This window comes from Treponema sp., assembly GCF_045641405.1.
Lineage (GTDB): Bacteria > Spirochaetota > Spirochaetia > Treponematales > Treponemataceae > Treponema_D.
Genome location: NZ_JAZUGX010000040.1, coordinates 1 through 18,552, shown reverse-complemented (window position 1 = coordinate 18,552; position 18,552 = coordinate 1). Strand labels below are relative to the sequence as shown.

General features: G+C 42.3%; 14 protein-coding genes. 8 read left to right on the top strand and 6 right to left on the bottom strand.

The window, feature by feature from the left end:
• Position 1 precedes the first annotated feature (1 nt).
• Positions 2-1,105 carry an ABC transporter permease gene (locus ACKI39_RS06135; protein WP_407398681.1) on the top strand — a complete coding sequence of 368 codons (1,104 nt, stop codon included), beginning with the start codon at positions 2-4 and terminating at the stop codon, positions 1,103-1,105.
• Positions 1,105-2,043 carry an ABC transporter permease gene (locus ACKI39_RS06130; RefSeq protein WP_407398679.1) on the top strand — a complete coding sequence of 313 codons (939 nt, stop codon included), beginning with the start codon at positions 1,105-1,107 and terminating at the stop codon, positions 2,041-2,043. The genes ACKI39_RS06135 and ACKI39_RS06130 overlap by 1 nt, the downstream gene beginning before the upstream one ends.
• A gap of 270 nt (positions 2,044-2,313) precedes the next feature.
• Here the strand turns inward: ACKI39_RS06130 and map are convergent, their stop codons facing one another.
• The 4 genes from map to murJ all read right to left on the bottom strand — a co-directional run bounded on the left by map (position 2,314) and on the right by murJ (position 6,706).
• The gene (map, locus tag ACKI39_RS06125; RefSeq protein ID WP_407398677.1) at positions 2,314-3,093 is read right to left on the bottom strand and encodes a type I methionyl aminopeptidase; all 780 of its coding nucleotides are present in this window, start codon (positions 3,091-3,093) and stop codon (positions 2,314-2,316) included.
• Positions 3,094-3,121: 28 nt separating this feature from the next.
• On the bottom strand, positions 3,122-3,901 hold the full coding sequence (locus tag ACKI39_RS06120; protein ID WP_407398675.1) for a J domain-containing protein: 780 nt from the start codon (positions 3,899-3,901) through the stop codon (positions 3,122-3,124).
• Positions 3,902-3,976: 75 nt separating this feature from the next.
• The gene (locus ACKI39_RS06115) at positions 3,977-5,101 is read right to left on the bottom strand and encodes a M24 family metallopeptidase (protein ID WP_407398673.1); all 1,125 of its coding nucleotides are present in this window, start codon (positions 5,099-5,101) and stop codon (positions 3,977-3,979) included.
• Between the two features lie 21 nt (positions 5,102-5,122).
• On the bottom strand, positions 5,123-6,706 hold the full coding sequence (gene murJ / locus ACKI39_RS06110) for a murein biosynthesis integral membrane protein MurJ (protein WP_407398671.1): 1,584 nt from the start codon (positions 6,704-6,706) through the stop codon (positions 5,123-5,125).
• Between the two features lie 228 nt (positions 6,707-6,934).
• Here murJ and ACKI39_RS06105 point away from each other — a divergent pair, with 228 nt between their 5' ends.
• The 6 genes from ACKI39_RS06105 (at position 6,935) to ACKI39_RS06080 (ending at position 16,481) form a co-directional block, all read left to right on the top strand.
• The gene (locus ACKI39_RS06105) at positions 6,935-8,830 is read left to right on the top strand and encodes an adenylate/guanylate cyclase domain-containing protein (protein WP_407398669.1); all 1,896 of its coding nucleotides are present in this window, start codon (positions 6,935-6,937) and stop codon (positions 8,828-8,830) included.
• Positions 8,809-10,608: a hypothetical protein gene (locus ACKI39_RS06100; RefSeq protein ID WP_407398667.1), complete on the top strand. Its 1,800-nt coding sequence runs from the start codon at positions 8,809-8,811 to the stop codon at positions 10,606-10,608. Before ACKI39_RS06105 ends, ACKI39_RS06100 begins: the two co-directional genes overlap by 22 nt.
• The gene (locus ACKI39_RS06095; RefSeq protein ID WP_407398665.1) at positions 10,605-11,366 is read left to right on the top strand and encodes a pseudouridine synthase; all 762 of its coding nucleotides are present in this window, start codon (positions 10,605-10,607) and stop codon (positions 11,364-11,366) included. The genes ACKI39_RS06100 and ACKI39_RS06095 overlap by 4 nt, the downstream gene beginning before the upstream one ends.
• A 53-nt stretch (positions 11,367-11,419) precedes the next feature.
• A complete protein-coding gene (locus tag ACKI39_RS06090) occupies positions 11,420-13,138 on the top strand; it encodes a flavocytochrome c (RefSeq protein WP_407398663.1) in 1,719 nt (572 codons plus the stop codon).
• A 101-nt stretch (positions 13,139-13,239) separates the two neighbouring features.
• Positions 13,240-14,907 carry a formate--tetrahydrofolate ligase gene (locus tag ACKI39_RS06085; protein ID WP_486396784.1) on the top strand — a complete coding sequence of 556 codons (1,668 nt, stop codon included), beginning with the start codon at positions 13,240-13,242 and terminating at the stop codon, positions 14,905-14,907.
• A 131-nt stretch (positions 14,908-15,038) separates the two neighbouring features.
• Entirely contained in the window at positions 15,039-16,481 is a 1,443-nt protein-coding gene (locus ACKI39_RS06080; protein WP_407398659.1) for a hypothetical protein, read from the top strand.
• A 90-nt stretch (positions 16,482-16,571) separates the two neighbouring features.
• On the opposite strand, the gene thrH is transcribed toward ACKI39_RS06080, so the two are convergent.
• Entirely contained in the window at positions 16,572-17,177 is a 606-nt protein-coding gene (gene thrH, locus ACKI39_RS06075) for a bifunctional phosphoserine phosphatase/homoserine phosphotransferase ThrH (RefSeq protein WP_407398657.1), read from the bottom strand.
• 480 nt (positions 17,178-17,657) lie between these two features.
• On the bottom strand, positions 17,658-18,552 hold an 895-nt coding region (locus ACKI39_RS06070), incomplete at its 5' end, for an NADase-type glycan-binding domain-containing protein (RefSeq protein WP_407398655.1).

Genomic DNA, 18,552 nt, shown 5'->3' with positions numbered 1-18,552 from the left:
TATGAATGACAAGATGAAAAACATGTTGAAGAAACCAGGAATTCAGGCTGTAGTTTCTTCTCTGGTATGCATAGTGTTTGGACTGCTCATTGGATTCATTGTTCTTGCAGCCATAAATCTGCAGGGAGCACCAAAGGCATTGTCTTCAATAATAAAGGGCTGCTTCTGGTTTCCTAATCCAGTGATGGTAAAAAGAGCCATGGCTTCTACATTTGTAAAGACTGCACCTCTTTTAATGTGTTCTCTTTCAGTTCTTTTTGCCTATAAAACAGGATTGTTCAACATCGGTGCCTGCGGACAGTATACGGCAGGAGCCTGTGCTTCCATTTTCTTTGCGTTGAAGCTTGGATGCCCATGGTATGTCTGCATGTTCATGGCTGTTGCTGCAGGTTCCATCCTTGGTTCAATCTGTGGTTTTCTGAAGGCTAAATTCAATGTCAACGAAGTAATCTCATGCATCATGCTCAACTGGATCGCATTGTATTCAACCAATTCCATCCTTCTTTCTGTCAAGGAACCTACATCGCCATATACATTTGCATTTGCTTCAAAGGCAAAGTCTGCATTGATTCCTTCATTGGGAATGGGAAAACTTTTTGGCAACAACAAGTACCTTACGATTGCGGTTTTCTTCAGCATCATAATGGCAGTTCTTGTTTTCATAATTCTCGACAAGACGAAGTTTGGATATGAACTTAAGGCTACAGGTCTCAACAAAAACGCTGCAAGATATGCTGGAATGAATGAGACTAAAAATGTGGTGCTTACAATGGCAATAGCAGGCGGTCTTTCAGGCATGGGTGCATCCTTCTTTTTCCAGAGCGGAATAGAGCAGTGGAGCACTTCAATGGCAAACCTTCCTGCCATGGGATTCAACGGACTTGCGGCAGCTTTCCTTGGAGGACTCAATCCAATCGGTTCAATTTTTTCTTCCCTTTTCATTCAGCACATAACGGATGGTGGAGCACTTGTGGACAAGTCAGTCTATTCACCTCAGATTGCAGATTTCATTTCTTCAATCATAATATATCTTTGCGGATTTGCGATGTTCATCAAATACATTCTTGCAAAGATTACTTCAAGAAAAGCAGAAGGAGGTAACTGATGCTTCTTTTATTGTATACACTTACATTTGCTTCCGTGCTCATGCTTGTTGCCCTTGGCGGATGTTTTTCCGAACATTCAGGTGTCATCAATATCGGTCTTGAAGGAATCATGGTAGCAGGGGCATTGGGAGGAGCCTTTGCCTTGAGTTCCGTCTCTCCTGAATTCCCGACACTGCTGGCTGTTTTATATGTTGCGATTGCAAGCATTCTTTTTGGAACCGTATATTCCCTCATGCTTGCTGTGGCTGCAGTAAACTACAACGCGGACCAGACTCTTGTCGGAACTGCCATGAATCTTCTTGCGACAGCCTTGGCATGCATCATCGTAAGAACGGTCAACATGTCGGCTGATCCTGACAACGTTACTACAACAATCAAATTCATTCAGCAGAAGGAATTGATGTCTATTTCCATTCTTGGCTTTGAGCTCAGCTGGTTTGTGTTAATCGCCGCTTTGCTTCTTGTATTGTCTTATGTTCTTTTGTATAAGACAAGGTTCGGTCTAAGACTCATGGCGTGTGGAGAACATCCACAGGCTGCGGATTCAGTCGGAATCAATGTTTACAAAATGCGCTATGCTGGCGTCCTTATTTCTGGAGGTCTTGGAGGTCTTGGCGGAATTGCCTACATCACATCGGGTGTAAGCCAGTGGAAATTTGAAAACGGAGTTGCTGGCTTTGGATTCCTTTCCCTTGCAGTTTTGATTTTCGGTCAGTGGAAGCCTACAAAGATTGCTCTTGCGGCTCTCCTTTTTGGATTTTTCAGGGCCCTTTCAAATGTTTATTCAGGTTACGGATTTCTTCAGGAACTTCATCTCCCAGGAACTTTCTACAACATGCTGCCTTACATCATTTCTCTTGTTGTTCTCGTGTTCACTTCAAAGAAATCACACGCACCAAAGGCTGAAGGCATTCCTTATGACAAGGGAATGAGATGATTTTTATTCCCTAAAAAGTAAAAGGCTTGCAATGAGTTTTTCCACTGCAAGTCTTTTTTTTGATATTATTTTCTGAAGCACATTTTTAAAACTGTATGAAATCAAAAAGGAAGGAAGAGTCTGACAAAAACATTCAAAGCCCTGAAAGATAGTTTCCTTGCAGGGCTTTGCATGTAGCGACGATATCTAGCGGTTTTGTCAGACTCGTACTGACTGGTAGATTTTCATACAAACTTTTTACTTACGTGCTTCAGGGAATAATCCCGATCCTTATTTAAGGCATGAATTGCCGTTGTAATCCAGATCCGTCAGGATCTCGTTGTGGTCTTCAAAAACTGCAACGGTGTGCTCTTCATGGCAGCTCCATGATCCGTCTGCCGTAACGACAGTCCATTCGCTTCCGTCTTCGATTTCAACGTCGGCAGTTCCTTCATTGATCATCGGCTCGATGGCAAGAACCATTCCTGCCTGGATGCGTGGATTTGGACCAGAAGAAGGACAGTTAGGAACACTTGGATCTTCATGGACTCCGATTCCTACACCGTGGCCACAGTAATCATATACAACGCCGTAGTGATTTTCTTCTGCACATATTTTGTAGACGGCATTTGCTATGTCACTGACTCTGTTTCCCTTCTGACAGGCTGCGATGCCAGCCATAAGTGATTCCCTTGTGACGCGGCAAAGCTTTTGGTGTGCAGGTTTTACGTTACCTACGAGGACAGTGTGTGTACTGTCGGAAATGAAACCGTTGAGGTTGATTCCGATATCAAGAGAAACAAGGTCTCCGTCCTTAACGATTTTTTTTCGCGAAGGAACTCCATGGATTACCTGGTTGTTGATGCTGATACAGGCACATCCAGGAAAGTTTTCCTCATACCAGGCTGGAACTCCACCGAACTTGCGGACGAATTCGCAGCACCAGTCGTCTATTTCTTTTGTACTGATTCCAGGCTTTACCCTTGGAATGATTTCGTTGAAAAGATCTGCCAAAAGGTGGCAGCTTTTTCTGATACCGCTTATTTGATCTTCATTCTTCAATATAATCATCTGTATGCTCCATAATTTAATTGACTTGTCAATCGCGTTTTAATTTTGCGGCTTCCTCCTTGCAGATGTTTGCCGTGTGCCTGTCTCCGATTTTTTCGTAGGCATCAGCCATCTTAAGCAGGAAGTATGCATCGTTTTCCTTTCCTAGATTAAGGTCTAAAGCTCTTTCCCAGGCATCTATGGCAAGCTCTGGGCTACAGGCATCTTCGATGTTGTTCCTGAATACATGCAGGGCAAGACTTATGACTTCTGGAAAGAAAAGCCTGAAATAATTGTAAGAATATTCCATCTTTATGATCTGCTCAAGAAGAATTATTGCATCGTAGTATTCCTGTCTTAGGACGAGTTCCTCTGCTAGGATGAATCCAAAATCCATGAAGTCTTCCCTGATCAGCCAGTAGGAAAGTCTAAAGTTAGGTCGCTCCATGTTCATCCTTTTGAATTCAGCAACCGCCGCATCTTCATTGCTGTGCAGCAGGTCAAAGAGTATGAGCCTAGCACGGCTTTCATCGTCAGTACGTTCTAAAAGCCATTTCCTGTAGTCGAATTTTTTATATGTGTTTTTTTTGCCGAAAGGATTCTGCTCGTTTGTTGATTGAGACTGTCTGTAGGAATATGAATCGTCAAAAAGCTGGCGTGCCTTAAGATCCGACAGAGTTTCATATGCAGACTTGAGTTCGCGGAATTCAGCTGAATCCTGACCTGTGATGTCTGGATGAAGAAGCTTTGCTTTTTGTCTGAAGGCGTGTTTTATCTCTGCTGCCGTGGCATTGTGGGATACGCCAAGAATTTTGTAACAGTCTTTCATTTTTGTTTCGTCCTATATAGTAGTGGTTTTATGGCTTTTTGAAAATATAGGGCGAAATTAAAATGAGACTATATGCTAAATTACAAAAATCTTGCTGTTGAGAAGCAGCTCATTTCCAGTCTCGGTGATGAGAACATCGTTTTCAAGCCTGACACCACCAAGTACAGGGTCATAGAGTCCAGGCTCAAGTGTGATGATGTTGCCTGGCTGGAACACCTTGTCCTTTGGTGCTCTTTTGCTTACGAATGGGGCTTCGTGTATCTCAAGTCCTGTTCCATGTCCAAGACCGTGAGGCATGTTTCGCCCTGCCTCAGCAAATATCTCATCAGCCTTTGCGACGGCATCAGAAATTTTTTCCCCAGGCATGTAGAGCTTGCGGCATTCATCAGCTGCAGTCTGGACCAGATCGAGGAGCTTTTGCTGCTGTGATGAGGGATTATTTGCCACGGTGATTGTACAGTCGCTGGCATAGCCTTCATAGCAGACACCGTAGTCAAGGATGGAAAGTCCATTGCTTGCCCAAAGTCCTCCTGTATATCCAGGAAAGGCGTGAATTGCAAAGCTTCTTGCAGGTCCTGCTGCAAGAGTGTCAAAGCTTGTTCTTTCCGCTCCCTTTTCTCTAAGATAGCGTTCGACAAAAAGGGCTACGTCCATCTCTGTCTTGAATTTTCCGTTCTTCACGCTGTCGATGATCATGATGGTCATTTCATCGGTGATGGCACAGGCCTTTTTTGTACATTCGATTTCGTATGCGTCCTTAATGGCACGCATGTTTCGGACAAAATCATGGACGCTGTCGGATTTAAGCTGGATTTCCCAATCCTTAAGCTGATCTCTGTATTTTGCATACTGGCAGTACTGTGTTTCCTCACAGAAGGCAATTATGTTTCCCTTGCCGTTGTAGGAAGACTTGAGAAGTTCCACCAACGCCTTTGCGTAATCTCGTTCGTATTTTGTGGAAGGAATTACCTGATCTGCATGTGCCCTTTCCTTTGCAAGGTTTTCATCCCAAGGTATGAGGATGCTGTTTCCGTCATCGGTAATGAGGAGGAGGGCATCGGTTGGGTGTCCTGTAAGATATCTGAGTGCAGGTTCACGGCGGTCTTCGCTGTCCTCAAAAACTGCGGCCCTGATTCCCTGCTTCTTCATGTATGCGCTGACTTTCTCTCTTCTTGCTTTATATAGTTTTTCAAAATCCATGGATTGACCTCTTTGCGAATTCTATCTTCTTCTTAATTTTCCTGCTGCAGCCTTGACTATGCCGTCCTTTGTAGCGACCAGGAGAACGATTCCTACGATGCCGAATACAGCAGCGGTCGATGCCACAGGAATACCATGGCTGATGAGCCTTGCGTGTCCTGCAAATGAATTGACTGCAGTTTCTCTCATGAAATATACAGGAACCGATGCGATTGCAGAAAACAGGACGATCTTCATTCCATATGCAAGGGTAGACTTTATCAGTTTTCCAACCTGGATTCCTTTGGTCTTTTTAAGGAATGCAAAAAGAACTGCAGTGTTGACGGCGCTTGCAACTGTCAAGGCCAGGGCGATTCCCCTTCCGCCGAAATTTCCAACAAGAAGAGATGCAAGGGTTATGTTGACTGCAAAATTTATCAAGCCTGCGATGGTCGGACTTTTTGTGTTCTGCTGCGCGTAGAAGGCTGGAGAAACTATTCTGTTCACCGCTATGAAAAACAGTCCGATGATGTGGAAATCAAAGACATCCATGGTCATTTTGACTGAATCAGCGTTGAATTTTCCGCCTGAAAAAACAAGGCTGATTATGTTCTCGCTCATCAGCAATGAATAGAAAGTAATCGGTATTGCAATGAGTGCCATGATCTTGACCGACTGTGCAAGAAGACCGTTGAAGCTGTCCCAATCCTGTTTTTTAGCATAGCCTGTAAGGTCTGGAAGAATCACTGTGCCTATGGTAACTGCGCAGATGCCTAGGATAAGCTCCTGAAGTCTCAGAGAATACTGCAGGCTTGAAACCACACCCTCGCCAGCTCTTGTCGCCAATGCCGAAGAAACGATGTCATTGATCTGATATCCTGCCATTCCTATGATTGTTGGTCCCACCAGTGCTATGACTTTTTTTGTTCCTGGGTTTGAGAATGCTTTTCGTAAAGTTGTAAAGGTGACATGCCAGTTGTTTTTGACGACAAATGGAAGCTGAAAAAGAGCCTGTACCGTTCCACCTGAAATTACACCTATTGCCATGGCCCGTGCTGGATTTGCTGTCCATCTTGATAGAATGTATGTGAGGGCGATCACCATCGTATTGAAAAGAATTGGAGTAAATCCTGAAGGTGAAAAAATCTTAAGTCCGTTGAGAATTCCCTGAAAAAAGGCGGCGATTGAAATGACCACCAGGTAAGGAAACATGATACGGGTAAGGATTATGGCTTCGTTCATTGCCAATGAATCATCCGTAGAATAGAAGATCCTCAGGATCAAAGGAGTAAAGAGCATGCCGATGGAAACAAAGCAAACCGTAAGGAACGAGATCAGGGTGAAGGTAGCCTTTACAAAATTTTCCGCGTCCTTCTTTCCTTCTGGTGTTTCAGAATCTTCAAGGTAGTTCTTGAAGGTAGGGATGAATGCAACTGAAATTGAATTTTCTGCAAAAAGTCTGCGGAACAGGTTGGGAATCATAAAAGCGATGCCGAATGCATCTGAGAAAGCACTAGTTCCAAGAAAACGGGCCTTGGTCATTTCTCTCACCAATCCTAATATTCTGGACAACAAAGTAAGTACGGACAGAGAAAGTCCCTTCGCAAGCAGTGATTTTTGTTTCATTTTTTCATCATATATACTTGAAAGGAAAAAATCAAACTGAGAAAGAATACATATAAAAAAGTCTGCTCTCACGAGGAACTACGGCAAGCCTGCTCCAATGTAACCTTTTGCATAAATCTTTTTATGGCAACCGGTTTCTTTTCGTAGTAAAAAAATTCGATTCATAAAAAAATCTTGAAAAATGGGAGTATTGGGTTTAAGATGAAACGGGGTTAATGGGAGGATATTTTGAAAAAGTTGGATTTAAACAAGATTAAATCGAATGTAATACCAGTTAAATTCAAATCAGAAAAAAAATATCATTTTAAATTCGTTCAGTATGTAGGCGATACACCGATTCTTCCAATTAAATGGAAGATTCTTACTGTTTTCATCATAATGATTCTTCTTTCAACTTTCTCTACGAACCTTATCACAGTAATGCTTTCCCAGAGAGAGACCATCAAGAAATCAAATATAGTTCTTGTTGATAAGCTTGTTGAGCTATACAACGTTTGCAATACCCAGAAAGAGGTAGAGAAGTATTCAAAGCAGACCGATGCCTGCCTTGCTGCCATTGCGGAAGGTGCCATGGCAGGTTTTGAGGAAGGTGAACGGAACAGTGTGGCATTCGGTATGGACATGAACGGTGCCATAATGTTTTTCTCGTCTCCAAACAAAAACCTAAACTGGACTGAATTCAGCGACAAGCAAACTCTTTCGGAAATCAATAAGCCTTTGGATGAACGAAATTCTTTCCTTGATACGATGAGAAAATCCCTAGAGGAAAACGGTGCCGAGATCAGGGAAATTGAAGATAAGATCTCTGCAGAACGAAAGGCCATGGAGCAGACTTCGATTCAGGGCGCTTTCAATTTTGATTCTCCTGAAGGAAAATACAACGGCGTCTACAAGTACCATAATGAATGGAGGATGTACGTCATCCGTGCTAACAAGACAGACGATGCTAAAAGAGAAATGTATCGCGTCATCATAATCATTGCGGCACTTACAATCTGTATCACTGCATTCTTTGTCTACATGGGTACAAAGATTTTTGACGGCCTTCTTAAAAATATCGGAAGGTTTTCAAATCAGATGTACGACATGCAGCAGAATCAGGTTCTTGTCCCTCTTGATATCGAAGGCGCTCCTAACGATGACATTACATATCTTGCCGCAAACTTCAACCGCCTTTCTTCTACCATCAATAATCTTCTCCATATCTTCCAGAAATTTGTTCCAGAAAATGTCGTACGAAAGGCTCATCAGCAGCAGGAAATCAAGCTTGAAGGGCGCCAGAGGGAGCTTACGATCCTTTTCAGCGACATCAAGAGCTTTACTTTCCGTACTGAAGTTCTTGGAAACGACATCATCGGACTTCTTAACGTGCATTATGACTCAGTCATCAAGAAGGTCAGCGAACACAACGGTATCATCGGATCTATCATCGGTGATGCCATCCTTGCAAGCTACGGTATTGAGGAAGGTACATTGGATAATAAGTCCTTTGGGGCCATCAAGTCGGCTTGGGAAATCACAGCGGTTACTGCTGAACTAAGGCGCAAGATGTCGCTCAGACGCCAGGTGATGGAACAGAAAAAGCCTCTTACTGAAATGGAAGAAAAAGTCTATCAGGCGGTAATGCTTGATGTCGGTGTAGGTATCGACGGCGGAAATGTATTCTATGGAAACATCGGTTCTTCGGAACGTATGGCAAACACAGTTATCGGTGACAACGTCAATTCAGCTTCACGTCTTGAAGGCCTTACAAGAATCTATAAGGTTCCTGTTATTGTAAGTGAATATATTCGGGATGATGCAATGCAGGATCCTGAAGCAAAGATACGCTATGAATTCTTTGAGCTTGATACCGTTCAGGTAAAGGGAAAGACAGAAGGTGTAAAGATATACATTCCGATAGACAAGGATTGTCCTGCCTCTGACTGGAATTATGATGTGTTCAAGCCAAAGTTCGAGATTTTTGAAAAGGGACTCAGTGCATACTATGTGGGCGACTGGAAAACGGCTCGTGCGGAATTCAAGAAGAGTGAGCTTCCTTGTGCAGATGTCTTCCTTGAAAGGATGGGACTAAAATCAGCACCTGATGGTTGGAGTGGAATATGGACAATGACAACAAAATAGAAAATACATCTGAAAATATAATCGTAGGTGCAGAAGCAGCTACAAAGCCTCGTAGACCTCGCAAATCTGCCGAGCAGAAGGCAAAGGAATCGATTCTTGCCGCAGCAGAAGAAGTCATCGTGAATGGCTCCAGATCCGACTCGAACAGTACCGCGGTAGTTTCCTATGGCCATAGTCAGGAGCTGGTTCATAACCAGGTTGCTGTTCTTCTTGAGTCAGAGCTTACTCGTATTTCCAACGAGGATATGAGAAAGTCCTTTGATATGGATGAGGAATATGCAAAGGCAAAAAAGAACAGTCTCCGTTTTGCATGGACCAACATGTGGAGCAGACTGTTTCTCTGCGTGCTTGTAGTCCTTGCGATAACAGTTGTGCTTTCAATCATCGTCAATATCAGCAATAAAAGAATTCCTGTCAATGTAAAGGGTTTTGACAACGCCAATCTTACAGAGCTTCTTGATGATGTCGACAAAATTGAAAGCCAGATCAAGGCGGAAGAAGAAAAGAAGAGTGAATACGAGAAAAAGCGTTCTGAAGAAATTCAGAAAGTTGAAGATGCATATATCGCTGAAAAGGAAAAGATAGAAAAAGTCTTTGAACAGGAAAAAAAGAAGGCTGAAAGAAATTATTCCGCAGATAAGAAGAAGCTTGAATCCAAGGAAACTAAAGGCTGGATGGAAGGCCGCACGAAGAACAAGGATATTGAGCAGAATGAAAAGAAATACGAACAGGCTCTTGCCGCTGCCAAGAAAAAGCGTGCTGATGCCCTTGCCATAAGCAAGAACAAATACAGAAACGATCTTGCGCAGGCAAAGAATCTTTATAAGACAGAGATTGATACCTGTCTTGGCAATATCAGTAAGTTCAGGGAAGACAGGTACAGGTTCGATAATAATAAGGTTCAGCTTGAGGCTGAATATGATGGAAAACTTAAGGATAAGGACATTCAGCACAAAAGGGAGATGGATGACCAGAAAACTGACTATGAAAATCGTCTTGCCGCTGCGCAGAAAACCCTTGAGGAAACTATAGCCGCTGATCTTGCCCGTGAAAATAAAAGGGTTGAGGATACAATCAACAGCTATGATCCGGCCTTGCTGAAGGATAACAGAACAAAGAAAATCGTAAAAGCTGCAGGTGCTGTTGAATACAACGTGGGTTCAGAGGACAGAATAAGTTATCTTCCAAAAGAAGGTTCTTCTGAAATTTTTAAGAAATCTCTTGAATCCCAAAAAGCTTATTATGATGACCTTTCATATCTGGCCTCGTCCTACGAGCAGTTCCCCCATAAGGAAAACAGGGCTGTCGTTACATATGCAAAAGCATTGAAATCCCTTGCAAACAAGGCTGGTAATGAAATCTATGCTTCAAGTGTAAATGAAGTCAACAGGCTGCTTGATGAAAAGAAACGCCTTGAGTATGAAAAGAATACCGCCCTTACCCAGAAGAGCAAGCTTCAGGAAGAATATGACAATCTCATAGAAGTTCTTTGCTCTGAAATGATTGACGGCAGATCAGTTTCTGCAGTGGTGACTACAGGCTCCGGTTTAGGCTATAATATCTATGTAAGCAAAAGCAAAATTTCAACATTTACATCTGATGCCCACAAGGGATTTGTTTTCCCGTGTACGGTTTATAGGGATGCAAAGAAGATTGCAGGAGCTTATGTAGAACGCACTAAGGATGGAACTTTTGTTCTTGTAAACATTGCCCTCAGTGGATCTGGTATGGTACGCACCGGGGACCGCATTGTTCTTGAAGAACCTCACTTACCATGATGAAAGCAAAAGAACGACTTGATAAAATACTTGCCAACAGCGGATTTGGGACAAGACGTGATGTAAAGCGCCTTGTTCGTTACGGTGAAGTTTTGATTAACGGAGAAAGGATCCGCGATCCTGAATTCCACATTGATGTGGACAACGACAAGGTTGTGATCAATGGAGAGCCGCTGGAGATTGAAAAGCATTCATATTTCATGATGAACAAGGCTGGTGGAGCTGTGTGCTCAACCAAAAGTGACCGTCATCAGACCGTCTATGAATTCCTTGATGAAAAGGATAACCAGAAACGTCTTGGAGGATCCCTTAGTACCGTTGGCAGACTTGATGCCGACACGGAAGGTCTTCTGATATTCACTACTGACGGAGAATTGAACCACAGACTTACTTTTCCAAAATACGAAGTCAAGAAAACATATCTGGTCCACTTGAGGGATTCTGTTTCTGATGCGGAAAAAGCTACCTACATTGAAAGGGCAAAATCTGGACTTCGTATTCCTGCCGCAGCCAATGATCCAGAATGTGATGCAAAACCATGTGACATTGAATTTATTGAAGATGCCAAGTGTACCATTACTGTCACTGAAGGAAGATTTCATGAGGTCAAGCGAATTTTCATTGCCCTTGGAAATGAAGTCGTCTATCTAAAAAGGCTCATGATGGGGACACTGCATCTGGATGAAAGCCTTGGTCGCGGAGAATATCGCACTCTTACCGATGAAGAACTTTTCTCCCTTAAGGAACTTGTAAAGTAGGATTTTTTTTCAAAAAAATGTATATTTACTCATGGAAATATTTCGGAGGAACTATGAATAGATACCTTAAAAGAAATTTATTAAGTCTGTTTGCTTTTGCAGTCATGTCTGCATTGGCAATTGGTTTTGTGGCATGCAATAAGTCTGCTTCACTTGCTGACGGAACATACACTGCCGTAGAAGAAGGACGCAACGGACCTATCGAAGTTCAGGTGGTTGTTTCTGGTGGAAAGGTTGTGGATGCAGCCATTGTCAAGATTCAGGAAACTGATTTTGCTGTTCCTGCTGCTACAGAGATTGCAAAGCAGTTTGTCAAGAACGGTGGAAAGGGAAAGCTTGATGCCGTAACAGGTGCTACAATTACATCTGAGGCAACAAGCAAGGCTTTGAAGAAGGCTCTTGCACTTGCACAGGGACAGACAGAAAAGGTAGAAAAGGCAAAGGATACATCATGTGACATCGTAATCATCGGTGCAGGTGGTGCAGGTCTTTCTGCTGCGACAGAAGCTGCTTCAAAAGGGAAAAAGGTCATTGTCCTTGAGAAGATGGCTGCATGTGGTGGCAACACCATCAGCTCTACTGGCGGTCTCAATGCCAGTGAAACTTCTGTGCAGAAAAAACTTGGAATCGATGACAGCAATGATTCTTATTTCAACGATACAATGAAGGGCGGTTATAACAAGAACAATCCTGAACTTGTACGCAAGATGGTTGAGGAATCAGCTGCAACAGTTGACTGGCTTATTTCCATCGGTGCAGACCTTACTGATGTCGGCAAGATGGCAGGCAGCTCAAACAAGAGAACTCACAGACCTCAGGGAGGAGCTGCTGTAGGTGCCCACCTTGTTCCAGTTCTTGTTAAGGCTGCAGAAAATGCAGGTGCTGAAATCAGATTGAATTCAAAGGTTACAGACATTATTGAAGAAAAGGGTCGTGCTGCTGGCGTAAAGGTAAGCGCAAAGAACGGTGACTATACAATCAAGGCAAAATCTGTAATTGTTGCTGCTGGTGGGTTTGGTGCAAATCCAGACATGGTTGTTTCATACAAGGCAAATCTTAAAGGCTTTGGTACTACAAACCATAGGGGTGCAACAGGTGATGCATTTGAAATGGTCAAGAAATTCAATGCTGCCCTTACTCAGATGGATGAAATCCAGACACATCCTACAGTAGTTCCTAGAAACGGAACAATGATCACTGAGGCTGTGCGTGGAAACGGTGCAATCATCGTCAATCGTGATGGAAAAAGATTCTGCACAGAAATGGCAACTCGCGACGTAATGTCAAAGGCTATCCTTGAACAGAAGGGACAGACTGCATTCATCGTGTTTGATGAAGCTGTGCGCAAATCCCTCAAGGCTATTGAAGGTTATGTAAAGAATGGTCTTCTTACTATTGCTGAGACAAAAAAGGAACTTGCAGAAAAGCTCGATATTCCTGCTGATGCTTTTGAAGTAACAATGAAGGAATATGCTCATGCTGTAAGTTCTGGAAATGATCCACTTGGACGCAAGCAGAATGAAATGCCTCGTCCTCTTACAGAAGGTCCTTGGTATGCCTGTGAAATTGGACCTGCAATCCATCACACAATGGGTGGCATCGTGATCAATACAAAGGCGGAGGTTCTCGATGTCGAAGGAAAGCCTGTACCTGGTCTCTATGCCGCTGGTGAAGTTACAGGTGGAATCCATGGTGGAAACCGTCTTGGTGGAAACGCCGTTGCTGATATCTGTATCTTTGGTAAGATCGCAGCAGATTCAGCCTGTGAATAATCTAAAATTGAAATAAATTATAATTTCATTTATAATGGGGAACCCTTGGACAGCAATTGTTCTGGGGGTTCCCTATTCTTTTTTTATGTTCGGAGTTTATGATGACTGATATCGAAATTGCACAGAAAAATGTAATGATTCCTGTTGCAGAAGTTGCAGCAAAAATTGGTCTTGATGAAAAGGATCTTGATTTCTATGGATCCTACAAGGCTAAGGTTACTTTTGACAAATTGAATTCACTCCAGTCCTCCGCAAAAAAAGGCAAGCTTATTCTTGTGACTGCAATGACACCTACTGCTGCAGGTGAAGGAAAGTCTACTGTTACAATCGCTCTTGGTGATGGTCTCAATAGAATCGGCAAGAAAACTGTAATCGCACTCCGCGAACCATCGCTTGGACCTTGCTTTGGAATCAAGGGTGGAGCTTGTGGCGGTGGATATGCACAGGTTGTTCCAATGGAAGACATCAACCTTCATTTTACAGGCGACATCCACGCAATCACAGCAGCAAACAACCTTATGGCTGCCCTTATTGACAATCACCTTCAGCAGGGCAATGTGCTTAACATCGATCCAAGGACAATTTCATGGAAGCGTTGTGTAGATCTTAACGACCGTGCACTCCGCAATGTAATCATTGGACTTGGAAGCCGCATCGACGGTGTTCCTCGCGAAAGCCATTTCCAGATTTCAGTTGCTTCTGAAATCATGGCTATCGTCTGTCTTTCAAAGAACATTTCAGAGCTCAAGGAAAGGATCAGCCGCATCATCATCGGTCAGACATACGCAAAAGAGAACGTGACATTTGGACAGCTTAAGTGCACTGGTGCGGTAGCCGCTCTTCTCAAGGATGCCATCAGACCAAACCTTGTACAGACTTTGGAAAAGAATCCTGCTTTCATCCATGGTGGTCCATTTGCAAACATCGCACATGGTTGCAACTCAATCAATGCTACTCTTTGTGCCCTTGCAACAGGTGACTATGTTGTAACGGAAGCTGGCTTTGCCGCAGATTTGGGAGCTGAAAAATTCTTTGACATCAAGTGCCGTATGCATGGCCTCAAACCTAATGCAACAGTGATAGTTGCGACATGCCGTGCCATAAAGATGCATGGTGGTGTTCTTAAGGCTGACCTTGGTAAGGAAAACCTTGAGGCAATCAAGGCTGGTTTTGAAAATGTCAAGGCACACATCAACAACATGAAGAAATTTGGTCTTCCTTGCGTTGTTGCTGTCAATAAGTTCATCACTGATACAGATGCGGAAGTTTCACTCGTTCAGCAGCTTGCAAAGGAATGTGGAAGTGAAGCAATTCTTTGTGAAGGCTGGGGTAAAGGTGGAGAAGGAGCAAAGGAGCTTGCGGAAAAGGTAGCTGCCCTTTGTGATGCACCTAATACATTCAAGAATATCTATGAATTGGACAAGTCGTTCAAGGAAAAGATTGAAATTCTTGCAAAGGAAATATATGGTGCTGCATCTGTTGAATTCGATGCAAAAGCCTTGAAGAAGCTTAAGGAATACGAAGCCGCTGGTTATGGAAATCTTCCAGTCTGCATGGCAAAGACCCAGAATTCCATCAGCCATGACAAGTCAAAGCTGGGTGCCCCTTCTGGATATGGTTTCCCGGTGCGTGATGTCCAGCTGTACAGTGGAGCAGGCTTTGTTGTTGCCTATGCAGGAGATATGGTTGATATGCCAGGTCTTCCAAAGGTTCCAGCCGCAGAAAACATCGATGTTGATGACAACGGTGTAATCAGCGGATTGTTCTAATTCTTTCTGTGTGCTGCCTTCGGTCATGACCAGAAGGTCTTTATCTATTTGAATTGATACATGAACTGCAGTTTCGAAAGGGACTGCAGTTTTTTTGTGGAAAATTCTTTATATGGTTATATAATTAGAATATGAAGCGTTTATTCTTTCTTTTTTCATTTTTTTTAGTGCTTTCAGGCTGTTCTTTTTTGAATCTAACTAAAGATTCAGGAACCATTTCTGTTAGATTGCCTTCTGGCGAAAATCCTCAGACTCGAGGTGTAACTTATTCCGTTGATGAAGTTTCCGATATTAAAATTGAAGTACTTTCTGGTGATTTCAATCCTTCATTGTCTGGTAAGCTTGACGGTATCGTTACCTTTGAGAATGTTCCTGTAGGAAATTGTACGGTCACAGCAAGAGCTTTTGATATAAATGATCATGAAATTGGAAGCGGCAGTAGTTCTGCCGATGTTTTACCTGGTGAAACTGTCCCTGTTTCCGTTATTATCGTAATGAAAGAGAATGTTCCGAATGATGGTGGACTGCCTGATGGTGCAATCACAACCTTTGCTGGGTTAAAAAACGCTTTGGCAGGTACTGATGATAAAATACAGATAAGTGGAATCATTGAAGTCGAAGAAGCTTTGTCTGTAACAAGGGCAGTTGAAATCGAAGGTGTTGGTTCCAATGCTACATTGAAGAGAAAGGAAGGTGTGACTGGAATTCTGCTTACTGCATCTTCCGACATTACTATAAATAGCATTGTCTTTGACGGAAACAAGTCTAATGTGCCTACTTCAGATTCTTTGCTTAAAGTTAGTGCAGGAAATTTTAGTCTTTCTGGATGCTCTTTCATAAACAACGGTTCAGCAACTAAGGCAACTTTTTATGCGTCTGGTTGTGCTGGCACCATCGATTCCTGTACCTTTGGTGGCAGTGAGGAAAATGGAAATAACTGCGGTGCTGTTTATGCTACGGAAATTGGTGACTTCACCATAAAGAATTCAACAATTACTAATGGAACCTATACATCTGGCTCTGCTGGTATTACCATTGCCGCAGGCAAGACCAATACGGCTGTTGTGAATGTTGAAAACTGCATTATACAGGATAATGTTTCTTCAACAGGTGGTGGTGTATGTATTAAAAACATAGGAACTACCATGGCTACTACGGTTAATGTTTATGGAGGCCAGTTAAGCGGTAATTCTGCTACAAGCAGCGGTGGCTTCATCCATGTTGAGGATTACAGTAAGGGAACCCAGCTAACGGTCAATATCGGTAAGGAAGGATACAATACTTCCATAACTGGAAATACTTCAGGAAGTAATGGTGGTGGGGTTTATGTAACAAACACTTGTGCCATTAATCTTATGAATGTTGAAATATCTGGAAATTCCTGTGGTTCTTCTTCCAATGGCGGTGGAATATGTACAAGTGTCAATACTACTGTTTCTTTAAGAGACAGTGTCAAGATTATAAACAATACCAGAAATGGCTTGGCAAGTAATGCTTATTTTGGTATGTCAAATGTTTCATATAACGGTAATACTTATACAAAGCAAACAAATATTACCGAAAACATTCAGTAATTCTCAAACCTGAAAAAACTAGGGCTGCCTACAACCATGTTCCGTGGTGCTGGCAGCCCTTTATGTTTCATCTGTTTCAGAATGTAAGCTTTAAGCCTCAACAACCTTGAGGATTGCCTTAAGAAGATCATCGTATTCTTCAAAGGCTTCAAGTTCAGGGTTGTCCTTCTTGATCTGTTCTGTAGAGCGGAAGAGGAATCCTGCCTTGCTTGCCTTGATCATGGCAAGGTCGTTGTGGCTGTCACCGCTTGCCACTGTTTCAAAACCGCAGGACTGGAGTGCCTTTACAGTTGTAAGCTTTGACTGTGGACATCTCATCTTGAAGTCTGTGATTTCGCCGTTTGGAGCTACTACAAGTTCGTTGCAGAAAATTGTTGGCATGCCGAGCTTTTTCATCAATGGACCTGCAAACTGGCTGAATGTATCGCTGATGATGATTGTCTGACACTTTGAACGGAGTGTATCAAGGAATTCCTTTGCGCCAGGAAGAGGATCAATCTTTGAAATTACATCCTGGATTTCCTTAAGACCAAGACCATGTTCCTTAAGGATTCCGATTCTCCACTTCATAAGTTTGTCGTAGTCCGGTTCATCGCGTGTTGTGCGTGTAAGTTCAGGAATTCCTGAAACCTTTGAAAATTCAATCCAGATTTCTGGAACGAGAACGCCTTCAAGATCAAGACATGTAATATACATAAATCTACCTCGTAAAATGTTTTAGTATTTTCGACAGTATACAGAATTTCATTGAAATATAAAACTCCATTGATTTTATAAATCCTTATTCTGGTTTAGGACTTTGGTAATCGCAAAAGCTTCAGAAGAACTTATCCCAGGTGCTGTATTTTTTTATTGAATGTACTTTACTGATTCCTATATGATTTAGGCATGAAAAATTGTAGAAGGATTTTTAATTTTCTTTCTGTGGAATAAGAAGGGAGACTTCTTTTTTTTTGCTAATCTTGCATACAGATGGATTTTTGAAAATCTTTTTGGATATTCAGACCAGGGATTGTGTCAATATAATGTAAACCTGAGCTGGAAGGATGAAGCGATTGTCCAGGTTCTCAGAAAAAGGATGATAGAGTTCCTTCCAGAAGACGACCTCATTAATATGGAGTAATCATGGTAAGAAGTCGTCTAGGTACCTTATCTGCAATAAAATGACGAGGGAAATTAATATCCGTCATCTAAACGGACATCAAGGCACAGTGCAGGATCAATTGCCGTATATTTTACTCCATCTATGTACACTGAATTACCATCGAGTTTAATAAGGTTTGCAGTCGTTACTTCTACATAATCTATCTGGCGTATGGTTATGATCCTTGAATTTGACATGCTGAAGGATGCCATGTTATTCCCCCAGTAAGATGGATAGTAGTAACCGATGGCATATGAGTATTTTGAATAGTCATAGTCATCATCTTTGCCATTCAGATTATCTATGTATTGCATCCAATAATATTCATTTTTATTTGAATTCTTCTGATTAAGAAATTCTTTCATGTCGATTATTGTGCAGCCTGCAATGTATTCAAGTTCCCCATCTTTACCGAATCTCATGATCTTATCAACTTCGCCATCATAATCAGACTTAAGGATAATATCTCTTAGACCCGATAATTTTCCATCCCCAAATCTGTGCATGATGCTTCTGCCAAGGTGTAAAAGCTGGATCTTGAAATCCAGTTCACTTAACTTGATCTTCGCCTTTGAGTTTTCTCTTTGAACAAGTTTAATCTCACCGACATTTTCAAAAGGAATTACTTTTCCATTGTATAAAAGGCGGATATCATCAAGACAGGTGTCGTCATATTTTGATCCCCTGTAAATATCGCGGATTTCGAGAGTGAGTGTCTGGGCTGTCTGAAGAAGGTCAAACTTAATCGACTGCCAGTCCTGAACATTGTCCTTAAGTGTATAGTCCTTCTGCTGGAAATGTTCCTTTGCAACCTGAGTAAGGCGAAGAGTCTTTACACGGTTGTTCTTAAGATAATAATCCTTGCTTACAAAACCGTTTACAATCTGGATTTCATCAAAGGAAACAGGTTCTGCAAATTCAACAGTA